Raw genomic sequence first — 9,581 nt, 5'->3', positions numbered from 1 at the left:
GGGGCCTGGCTGGCGGAGGGGGAGGAGTTGCCCAGACAGGCGGTCAGCAGGGCGGCCCCCAAGACGGAGGCGGCCCAGGCGCGTGCACTGCGCGCCGAAAACTTGTCGAAAATCACTGAAATCCCTTGCTGCCCCTAAGGCAGGTGTTCATCTATCAATAGCAAGGATTGGAGCAGTTTTCGACAAAAGGTTCCGATGAATGGTTATCGGTGGGGCAGGGATTGCGGATTAATTGCCATCCCAGCTGGCGCTCCAGCGGTCGTCCCAACTGTGGCGCGCGCGTTCGATGTCGCGGCGGTCACGCTTGGTGGGGCGGCCGTCGTGGTGTTGGGCAATGCTGGCGGCCGGCTCGGGCGCCAGGCGGCGTTCCTCGGCCAGGCGTGCGCGCTCGGCCAGGCTGTCGGCGGTTTCGCGGTACAGCTGTTGCGCCACCGGGGCCGGGCCGCGCATCGCGCTCAGGCCCAGCACCTGCACCGTGCGGGGCACCTGCCCCTGGCGCAAGGCAATGGTGTCGCCCACGCGCACTTCGCGCGAGGCCTTGGCCGCGGCCTGGTTCACCGTCACGCGGCCCTTGCTGATCTGTTCCACGGCCAGACTGCGGGTCTTGTAAAAACGCGCCGCCCACAGCCATTTGTCCAGTCGCATGGAAGAAATTTCACTCATGGGTCGATTGTCGGGGATACCGTGTGGGCTGGGGAGGGCGCTCAGGCCCGCCGTGCATGGCAATCCGGGTTTGTACCGGCTGTGCCGGGGCCGATGGACGGGATGATGCGGCAGCCCCGCAAGCTTGATCCTGCGCAGAGCCGCAGGTACCCGCTGGTGGCAGCCTGTGGGGCGGCGTAGGCTGGGTGGTGGAACGACGATCAGAGGCATTGATATGACACAAGAGGGTGCTGTGCCGGGTGCACAGCCTGGGCCAGGGGAGGCGCCGCAGGGCGCACGCCGGCCGGTGGAGGTGGGACAGGTGGCCGTAGGGGGCGCGGTGGCGCTGCTGGCCCTGGCATTGGCCTGGGGCGGTGGGGCATTGCCCGCCGTGGCCCAGGCGGGCGACGATGGCGGGCCGCGCTTGCTGCCCTGGCTGTGCGCCGGCGTGCTGCTGCTGTGCGGCCTGTGGCTGGTGTGGGAGGCCTGGCAGGGGGGCTGGCGCCAGATGCCGCCGTCCAGCGGGGGGCGCCCGCAGATCACCGCGGCGGTCTGGGTGGTGGCCGGGCTGCTGCTGCCAGCCCAGCTGATCACGCAGGCCGGGTTTGTGCCGGCTGCGGCGCTGGGCTATGTGCTGGCGGTGCAGGGCCTGCGCCGTGCCGACCGGCCGGGTGAAGGGCTGCGGGCGCAGCGCCTGGCGGCGGATCTGGGTTGGGGCCTGGTGGTGGCTGGTGGTGCCTACCTGCTGTTCACCCGTGGGTTGGGCGTGTCGTTGCCCGGCGGGAGCTGGCCATGGATGTGATGCACGCCTTGTGGCAAGGGCTGGTGCTGGCCAGCACGCCGGAGCACCTGATGTTCGCCCTGGCGGGCTGCCTGCTGGGCACGGCCCTGGGGGTGTTGCCGGGGTTCGGCCCCTCGGTGGCGGTGGCGCTGTTGCTGCCCATGACCTTCCATGTCGGTATCACCGAGGCCTTCATCTTCTTCATTGCGATTGCCTGCGGGGGCATGTACGGTGGCTCCACGGCATCCATCCTGCTCAACACCCCCGGGGAAAGCGCCAGCATGGTGACCGCCATGGAAGGGCACCGCATGGCCCGCAATGGCCGTGCAGGGGTGGCGTTGGCCACGGCGGCGATTGGCTCGTTCATTGCCGGCACCCTGGCGTCGCTGCTGGTGGTGTGGGCGGCGCCCTGGGTGGCCGGGGTGGCCCAGGGGCTGGGCCATGCCGAGACCTTCATGCTGATGGTGCTGGCCTTCGGGGCGGTCAGCGCGGCCGTCGGCAAGAGCACGCTGCGCGGGGTGACGGCCTTGTTCGTGGGGCTGGCGCTGGCCTGTGTGGGCGTGGAATCTGTCAGTGGTGTGGAGCGGCTGACCGGTGGCTGGCCGGCACTGACGGACGGGGTGGACATGGTGCTGGTGGCGGTGGGCCTGTTTGTCGTGGGGGAGGTCCTGTATTCGGCCTTGTACGAGCGGCGGGTGCACACCACCCTCAACACCGTGGGGCGCTTGCGCATGTCCCGCCTGGACTGGAAGCGCTCCTGGCGCCCCTGGCTGCGCGGCACGGTGATCGGCACACCGTTTGGCTGCGTGCCCGTGGGGGGCATCGACATGCCGACCTATGTGAGCTACGCCGCCGAGCGCTACATGGTGCGCCCGGCCTACCGCGAGGAGTTCGGCCGCGAAGGGGCGATCGAGGGGGTGGCCGGGCCCGAGGCCGCCAACAACGCCACAGTGACGGCGGCACTGATTCCGCTGCTGACCATGGGCATTCCCACCAGCAACACCACGGCGGTGATGCTGGGGGCCTTCAACAACTACGGCGTGTTTCCCGGGCACCAGCTGTTTGGCAGCGGCCAGGTGCTGGTGTGGACGCTGATTGGCTCCCTGTTCATCGGCAACCTGATGCTGCTGGTGCTGAACCTGCCCATGGTGCGCATGTGGACCTGGATGCTGCGCATTCCGCGGCCCCAGCTGTACGCCACCATGCTGGTGCTGGCCGCCGCCGGGGTGTATGGCATGCGGCACAGCACGGTCGACTTGCTGCTGCTGTTCGGCTTTGGCCTGCTGGGGGTGCTCATGCGGCGCTTCGACTTTCCCTTCACCCCCCTGGTGGTGGGGCTGGCCCTGGGGCCGCAGGCTGAAGTGCAGTTGCGTCAGGCCCTGGCCGTGGGGCATGGCAGCTTCAGCATCTTTGTGACACGCCCCGGTTCGCTGGCGCTGCTGGTGATCGCGTTGCTGCTGGTCGTCATGCCGCGCCTGCTGCAAGGCTGGGCCCAGCGGCGCATGGCCCAGGCGCGCGAGCTGGAATGAAAAAAGCCACCGCTGGCGGTGGCTTTCTGTGTGGGTGTGGCCTGGGCTTACTTCAGGCCCAGGATCCAGGTGGCCAGCTTCTGCGCCTCGGCCTCGCTGACCTGGTTGTTGGCCGGCATGGGGATGGGGCCCCAGACGCCGCTGCCGCCCTTGACGATCTTGGCGGCGAGCTTGTTCACGGCATCGCCCTGGCCGGCGTATTTGTTGGCCACGTCCTTGTACGACGGCCCCACCAGCTTCTTCTCCACCGCATGGCAGGCCATGCAGTTCTTGGCCGTGGCCAGTGCCTGATCGGCCAGCGCGGGGGCGGCCACCGCCAGAGTCATCGCCAGGGTGATCAAAGAACGCTTCATCGCTACACTTTCTTCTGGTTGGAGGGGTGCTGTCCATTTTAGATGCAGCGTCATCCGGGTGGGGCTGCCGTGTGTGAACGCGCGGTGAACAGGAGTGACAAAACATGTGGCTGTTAACAATTGCGGCGGTGCTGGCGGTGTGCAAGGTGCTGGCGTTCCTGGGGATGCTGGAGGTGGCGTGGCTGGTCGCCCTGTCGTGGTGGTGGGTGATCGGCGCGTTCGTGCTGACCGCAGCCTGGTTCGCCTACGCCGACCATTCCGGGCTGAGCAGCCGCAAGGCCATGGAGCAACTGGCCCGGCGCAAGCAGGACCGCCTGGAGGCGCAGCGCGACCTGCTGCGCAACCGCACGCGGCGCAAGCGCTGAGGGCAGGGGTCGCAAATCGCGACGCCTGGGGCCGCTGGCCTGCGGGGCATCACGTACCTGTCGATGGACGGTGGTGGGCGATAATGGTGCGATGGGCTTTTGACAGCCTTGAGACACCAACCAACGACCCGCTCCACCATGCCCGCATACCGTTCCAAGACTTCCACCGGCGGCCGTAACATGGCCGGTGCCCGCGCCCTGTGGCGTGCCACTGGCATGAAAGATGGCGACTTCGACAAGCCCATCATCGCCATTGCCAATTCGTTCACACAGTTCGTGCCCGGCCACGTGCACCTGAAGGACCTGGGTCAGCTGGTGGCGCGCGAGATCGAGAAGGCCGGCGGCGTGGCCAAGGAATTCAACACCATCGCTGTGGACGACGGCATCGCCATGGGCCACGACGGCATGCTGTATTCGCTGCCCAGCCGTGACCTGATCGCCGACTCGGTCGAGTACATGGTCAACGCCCACTGCGCCGACGCGCTGGTGTGCATCTCCAACTGCGACAAGATCACCCCCGGCATGCTGATGGCCGCCATGCGCCTGAACATTCCGGTGATCTTCGTCTCCGGCGGCCCCATGGAAGCCGGCAAGACCAAGCTGGCCAACCCCGACACCAAGGTCATCGAGTTCAAGAAACTGGACCTGGTGGACGCCATGGTGATTGCTGCGGACCAGCGCTATTCCGACGCCGAAGTGGCTGAAGTGGAGCGCTCGGCCTGCCCCACTTGCGGTTCCTGCTCGGGCATGTTCACCGCCAACTCCATGAACTGCCTGACCGAGGCGCTGGGCCTGTCCCTGCCCGGTAACGGCACCGTGGTGGCCACGCACGCCGACCGCGAAGCGCTGTTCCTGAGCGCCGGCCGTCGCATTGTGGAACTGGCCCGCCAGTACTACGAACAAGACGACGCATCCGTGCTGCCGCGCGCCGTGGGCTTCAAGGCCTTTGAGAACGCCATCACGCTGGACATCGCCATGGGCGGCTCCACCAACACCATCCTGCACCTGCTGGCCATCGCCCAGGAAGCCGGCATCGACTTCACCATGGCCGACATCGACCGCCTCTCGCGCGTCGTGCCCCAGCTGTGCAAGGTGGCGCCCAACACCGCCAAGTACCACATCGAAGACGTGCACCGCGCTGGCGGCATCATGGCCATCCTGGGAGAGCTGGCCCGCGCCGGCAAGCTGCACACCGACGTGCCCTCGGTGGCCGGTGGCAGCATGGCCGAGGTGCTGGCCAAGTGGGACATCTCCGTCTCGCAAGACGAAGCCGTGCGCAAGTTCTACATGGCTGGCCCTGCCGGTATCCCCACGCAAGTGGCGTTCAGCCAGAACACCCGCTGGCCCAGCCTGGACCTGGATCGCGCCGAAGGCTGCATCCGCTCTTATGAGCATGCGTTCAGCAAGGAGGGCGGCCTGGCCGTGCTGACGGGCAATATCGCCTTGAACGGCTGCGTGGTGAAGTCTGCTGGCGTGGACGAATCCATCTTGGTGTTTGAAGGCACGGCCCACGTGGTCGAGTCGCAGGACGAGGCCGTGGAGAACATCCTGGCCGACAAGGTCAAGGCCGGTGATGTGGTCATCGTGCGCTACGAAGGCCCCAAGGGTGGCCCCGGCATGCAGGAAATGCTCTACCCCACCAGCTACCTCAAGTCCAAGGGCCTGGGCAAGGCCTGCGCGCTGCTGACGGACGGCCGTTTCTCCGGCGGGACCTCGGGCCTGTCGATTGGTCACTGCTCGCCCGAAGCGGCGGCCGGTGGCGCCATCGGCCTGGTGCAGAACGGCGACAAGATCCGCATCGACATCCCCAACCGCACCATCAACGCCCTGGTCAGCGACGAAGAGCTGGCCCGCCGCCGCGAGCTGCAGAACGCCAAGGGCTGGAAGCCCGCCAAGCCACGTCCGCGCAAGATTTCGGCGGCGCTCAAGGCCTACGCCAAGCTGGTCACCAGCGCCGACACGGGCGCGGTGCGCGACCTGTCCCTGCTGGACGACTAAGGCGTTCCGGCGCCGGGTCTGCACAAGCCGCTGTGAACCAGCGGCTTTTTTCATCGCCTGCCGCCAGGGCAGGTGGGGGCGCAACGCCGGTCAGGTCACGCGGGGGCCATCTTTCGGGGGAGCAGATAGCTCATGAAAACGTAGCTATTTGCGCAGATATAAAAAGGAATTGGGAATGAAAATGCTTTCAAATCCTTGTTTTGAATACGTTTGCAGCTATGTTTTATGAATCGGTGTCGGGGCTGAAGGCAGCGTGTTGCAGGTTGGGGGTCAGAGGGCGTCGCCGCGGGTGGCGGGCAGTGATGGCCGGCATGCTGGCATGGGCGGCGGGCACCGTGCCGGCGCTGGCCCAGGAATTTCCGCACAGGCCCGTCAAGCTGGTGGTGCCGTTTGCAGCGGCGGGTTCTACCGACATCGTGGCGCGGCTGGTGGCCGATGCCCTGCAGGGGCCGCTGGGCCAGCCGGTGTACGTGGAGAACAAGGCCGGCGCCGGTGGCATGCTGGGGGCCGAGGCAGTGGCCCGCTCCATGCCCGACGGCTACACCCTGGGCCTGGGCTCCATCAGCACCCTGGCGGTCAATCCGGTGGTGCTCAAGGCATCGCGGGTGCAGCCGCTGCAGGACTTCGCCATGGTGGTGCCGCTGGCGTCGATTGCCTCGGTGTTCTCCGTGCCCGCCAGCCTGCAGGTGCACGACTTTGCGCAGTTCCTCAAACAGGCGCGCCTGCAGGGCGATGGCTGGGCAGCGGGGTCTTCGGGCGTCGGGTCGGTGGGCCACGTCATCCTGGAGGCCTTGAACGCCGATCTCGGTCTGCAGCTGCGCCATATCCCGTTCAAGGGCATGGGGCCGGTGATCAACAGCACGCTGGCCGGGCAGACCCAGGTGCTCAGCGACCAGTACCCGTCCTCGGCACCGCACATCCAGACGGGCCGACTGGTTCCCGTGGCCGTGGCGGCCAAGGAGCGCCTGGCCGATCTGCCGCAGGTGCCGACGCTGGCAGAACTGGGCTACCCCGAACTCAATGCGCTGGCCATCACCTGGTTTGGCCTGGTTGTGCCTGCCGGCACGCCAGCGCCCGTGGTGCAGCGCCTGAACCGGGCGGCCAACCAGGCACTGCAGCAGCCCGCCTTGCGCGCCCGCCTGGCACAGCTGGGGGTGACCCCGCTGGGGGGCACGCCCATCCACCTGGAGCACCTGGTGGCCCAGACCACGGCCCAGGTGCGGGCGCTGGTGCAGCAACGCGGCATCAGCGACGGATCGCCGTGAAGCACGGCGATCCAATAGCCTGGCACCCATGAAAAAGGCGCCCACAAGGGGCGCCGATGCGAAAGAGCGAGGGGCCGGCCGTCAGGCGGCGGCGCCCATCTGGGCCTGCAGGTAGTTGGGCAGGCCGATCTTGTCGATCAGGCCCAGCTGCTTTTCCAGCCAGTAGGCGTGGTCTTCCTCGGTGTCCTTGAGCTGGGCCAGCAGCAGGTCGCGTGTCTGGAAGTCGTGGTGCTGCTCGCACAGCACCATGGCGGCGCGCAGGTTGTCGCGCACCTGGTATTCCACGGCCAGATCCTTGCGCAGCATGGCTTCTACCGTGTCACCGGGCTCGAAGGCATGGGGGCGCATGTCGGGCTTGCCGCCGAGGAACAGGATGCGGCGCAGGATGACATCGGCGTGGACGGTTTCCTCTTCCATTTCGTGGTGGATGCGTTCGTACAGGCGCATGAAGCCCTGGTCTTCGTACTGGCGCGAATGGATGAAGTACTGGTCGCGGGCTGCCAGTTCGCCGCGCAGCAGCGCGTTGAGGCAGGAGATGACGTCGGGATGGCCTTGCATGGTTCTTGTTCTTCAAAAGTGAGCGATGGCCGCAGTATGGCGGCAAGCCCACCGGCTGCCAAATGGCCGGACGCTAATCCCCCGCTGTAGCGGATTGCATGCATGCGAAACGCAGAATCATTCGCGATGGTGCCGACTGCCGCCTCTGCGTCTTTTGGTGGTCTCTGCCTGCGGCACAATGCATGGCATGTTGATGTACCCACAGATTGATCCCGTGGCCCTGCAATTGGGTCCGGTTGCCATCCACTGGTATGGCCTGACGTACCTGGCCGCGTTCGGATTGTTTCTCTGGCTGGGCGTGCGCCGTCTGCAGCACCCGCCGTTCAACCGCATGCAAGGGCCCACCGCCTGGACACGCCGGGACGTGGAGGACTTGCTGTTTCAGGGGGTGGTGGGCGTCATCATCGGGGGGCGCCTGGGGTATTGCCTGTTCTACAAGCCTGCTTACTACCTCAGCCATCCGCTGGAAGTCTTCGCGGTCTGGGAAGGCGGCATGAGCTTCCATGGCGGCCTGCTGGGCGTGATTGCCGCCATGCTGTGGTTCGCCTACCAGCGCAAGCGCTCCTGGCTGCAGGTGGCCGACTTCGTGGCGCCGTGTGTGCCCACGGGCCTGGCGGCCGGGCGGATCGGCAATTTCATCAATGGAGAGCTCTGGGGGCGCTTTGCCAGCCCCGAGCTGCCCTGGGCGATGGTGTTTCCGCAAAGCGGCTCCATGCTGCCGCGCCACCCCTCGCAGATCTACCAGTTCCTGCTGGAAGGCTTGCTGCTGTTTGTGCTGCTGTGGCTGTACGCGCAGAAAGAGCGCAAGCCCGGCCAGGTGGCCGCGGTGTTCCTGATGGGCTACGGCGCCTTCCGTTTCATTGCCGAATATTTCCGAGAGCCCGATGCCTACCTGGGCATTCTGTCCCTGGGCATGAGCATGGGGCAGTGGCTGTGCGTGCCCATGGTGCTGGGGGGCGCAATCCTGTGGGCCTGGGCTGCACAGCGCAAGCCCCAGGCATGAACCTGCGCGCGGTCGATTAACCTGCAGAAAGAGAGTCCGGTTTGCCAGACAGGCGTACGTGTTTGCAGTGGACGGCAGCCCTGGCGGCATGGCCGTCCGTGCGCGAGCCCTGGGCACAGACGGCCGCCGTGGCGCGCAAAGGCCCGGGGGCCTGGCCGACGGACCCGGTGACCCTGGTGGTTCCCTTCCCTGCCGGCGGCACCACGGCCTTGCTGGCCAAGCAACTGGTCAAACCCTTTCAGCAACACACCCAGCAGAGCTTGCGCCTGCAGTACCAAAGCGGCGCCGCAGGGGTGCAAGGGGCGGCATATGCCGCCAGTGCACCGCCGGATGGCAAGCACCTGCTGATGGGGGGCAGCAACCTGGCCGTGGCCCGCGCCTTGGCGGCTGACGATGACTTCGACCTGGTGGAGGATCTGCGCCCGCTGGCGCTGGTGGCACGCGTCCCCCTAGTGCTGCTGGTCAATCCGGGTCGCATGCGTTCGCGGACCGCGATGGAGTGGCTGTCGGACCTGGGGCGCAAGCCGATGTACTACCGCATGGCTTCGGCCGGCCAGGGCTCTTCCAGCCATGTCTATGCCGAAATCTTGCGCCAGCAGGAGGCCTTGCGTTTCAAGTTCGTGCATTTCCGAGGGGCCGGACCTGCCTTGCAGGATTTGCTGGCCGGCTCGGTGGACATGATGATCGATGGCGTGGTGTCCTGCCTGCCGCATGTGCGCAGCGGCCGTTTGAAGGCCTTGATGGTGTCGGGCAATGAACGGGTCGCCTCCCTGCCCGATGTGCCCTGCGCGACTGAATTGGGGGTGCATGCCATGGACCGTGTGGCCTGGTATGGCCTTTTCGCGCCCAAGCAACTGCCGGACAGCCGCGCGGCCGCGATTGTGGACGTGCTGCGGCAGCTGGGCGCCGATCCGCAACTGAAGTCGAGCTTGGCCGATCTGGGCATTGGCTGGGGCGGGCTGTACGGCGAGGCTTTTGAATCCATGGTCAAGGAGCAGACCCTGGAGTGGGCCCAGCGCATGAAGGCCTTAGGACTGCAGAATATTTTGCAAAAAAATCCGGAAGAGGGCTGAACACCGTGGGGCAT

10 protein-coding genes are annotated in these 9,581 nt (G+C 66.6%); 7 read left to right on the top strand and 3 right to left on the bottom strand.

The window, feature by feature from the left end:
* Window positions 1-228 precede the first annotated feature (228 nt).
* Window positions 229-663, bottom strand: coding sequence for an RNA-binding S4 domain-containing protein (locus FYM52_RS16595; protein ID WP_042413458.1), 435 nt, complete (start codon window positions 661-663; stop codon window positions 229-231).
* Window positions 664-877: 214 nt separating this feature from the next.
* On the opposite strand from FYM52_RS16595, the gene FYM52_RS16590 reads away from it, so the two are divergent.
* On the top strand, window positions 878-1,444 hold the full coding sequence (locus FYM52_RS16590; protein WP_154164903.1) for a tripartite tricarboxylate transporter TctB family protein: 567 nt from the start codon (window positions 878-880) through the stop codon (window positions 1,442-1,444).
* Window positions 1,435-2,952 carry a tripartite tricarboxylate transporter permease gene (locus FYM52_RS16585; protein ID WP_154164902.1) on the top strand — a complete coding sequence of 506 codons (1,518 nt, stop codon included), beginning with the start codon at window positions 1,435-1,437 and terminating at the stop codon, window positions 2,950-2,952. The genes FYM52_RS16590 and FYM52_RS16585 overlap by 10 nt, the downstream gene beginning before the upstream one ends.
* Before the next feature lie 47 nt (window positions 2,953-2,999).
* Here the strand turns inward: FYM52_RS16585 and FYM52_RS16580 are convergent, their stop codons facing one another.
* Window positions 3,000-3,305, bottom strand: coding sequence for a c-type cytochrome (locus FYM52_RS16580; protein WP_043382243.1), 306 nt, complete (start codon window positions 3,303-3,305; stop codon window positions 3,000-3,002).
* Between the two features lie 104 nt (window positions 3,306-3,409).
* Between FYM52_RS16580 and FYM52_RS16575 the strand changes: the two genes are divergently transcribed.
* From FYM52_RS16575 to FYM52_RS16565, 3 genes are all read left to right on the top strand, one after another.
* The gene (locus tag FYM52_RS16575) at window positions 3,410-3,670 is read left to right on the top strand and encodes a TIGR04438 family Trp-rich protein (RefSeq protein WP_042413447.1); all 261 of its coding nucleotides are present in this window, start codon (window positions 3,410-3,412) and stop codon (window positions 3,668-3,670) included.
* 138 nt (window positions 3,671-3,808) lie between these two features.
* Window positions 3,809-5,668 (top strand): dihydroxy-acid dehydratase, encoded by a 1,860-nt coding sequence (gene ilvD, locus FYM52_RS16570; protein WP_154164901.1) that lies wholly within the window; start codon window positions 3,809-3,811, stop codon window positions 5,666-5,668.
* Window positions 5,669-5,970: 302 nt separating this feature from the next.
* Complete coding sequence (locus FYM52_RS16565; RefSeq protein ID WP_154164900.1) at window positions 5,971-6,933, top strand: tripartite tricarboxylate transporter substrate binding protein; 963 nt, start codon at window positions 5,971-5,973, stop codon at window positions 6,931-6,933.
* Window positions 6,934-7,014: 81 nt separating this feature from the next.
* On the opposite strand, the gene bfr is transcribed toward FYM52_RS16565, so the two are convergent.
* On the bottom strand, window positions 7,015-7,491 hold the full coding sequence (bfr, locus tag FYM52_RS16560) for a bacterioferritin (RefSeq protein ID WP_042413438.1): 477 nt from the start codon (window positions 7,489-7,491) through the stop codon (window positions 7,015-7,017).
* A gap of 187 nt (window positions 7,492-7,678) precedes the next feature.
* Between bfr and lgt the strand changes: the two genes are divergently transcribed.
* A complete protein-coding gene (gene lgt, locus FYM52_RS16555) occupies window positions 7,679-8,494 on the top strand; it encodes a prolipoprotein diacylglyceryl transferase (protein ID WP_179954967.1) in 816 nt (271 codons plus the stop codon).
* A 62-nt stretch (window positions 8,495-8,556) separates the two neighbouring features.
* Window positions 8,557-9,567, top strand: coding sequence for a tripartite tricarboxylate transporter substrate binding protein (locus FYM52_RS16550; RefSeq protein WP_162524760.1), 1,011 nt, complete (start codon window positions 8,557-8,559; stop codon window positions 9,565-9,567).
* The last annotated feature ends 14 nt before the right edge of the window (window positions 9,568-9,581 follow it).

The organism is Comamonas sp. CAH-2 (genome assembly GCF_009668305.1).
Taxonomy (GTDB): domain Bacteria; phylum Pseudomonadota; class Gammaproteobacteria; order Burkholderiales; family Burkholderiaceae_C; genus Comamonas; species Comamonas aquatica.
Note: the sequence above shows the minus strand (reverse complement) of the source record. Positions and strands in the feature narration are given on the sequence as shown.

Coding starts and splice junctions, on each gene's coding strand:
- FYM52_RS16590 (WP_154164903.1), top strand. CDS start 878: ATGACACAAGAGGGTGCTGTGCCGGGTGCACAGCCTGGGCCAGGGGAG.
- FYM52_RS16580 (WP_043382243.1), bottom strand. CDS start 3,305: ATGAAGCGTTCTTTGATCACCCTGGCGATGACTCTGGCGGTGGCCGCC.
- FYM52_RS16565 (WP_154164900.1), top strand. CDS start 5,971: ATGGCCGGCATGCTGGCATGGGCGGCGGGCACCGTGCCGGCGCTGGCC.
- lgt (WP_179954967.1), top strand. CDS start 7,679: ATGTTGATGTACCCACAGATTGATCCCGTGGCCCTGCAATTGGGTCCG.
- FYM52_RS16595 (WP_042413458.1), bottom strand. CDS start 663: ATGAGTGAAATTTCTTCCATGCGACTGGACAAATGGCTGTGGGCGGCG.
- bfr (WP_042413438.1), bottom strand. CDS start 7,491: ATGCAAGGCCATCCCGACGTCATCTCCTGCCTCAACGCGCTGCTGCGC.
- ilvD (WP_154164901.1), top strand. CDS start 3,809: ATGCCCGCATACCGTTCCAAGACTTCCACCGGCGGCCGTAACATGGCC.
- FYM52_RS16575 (WP_042413447.1), top strand. CDS start 3,410: ATGTGGCTGTTAACAATTGCGGCGGTGCTGGCGGTGTGCAAGGTGCTG.
- FYM52_RS16585 (WP_154164902.1), top strand. CDS start 1,435: ATGGATGTGATGCACGCCTTGTGGCAAGGGCTGGTGCTGGCCAGCACG.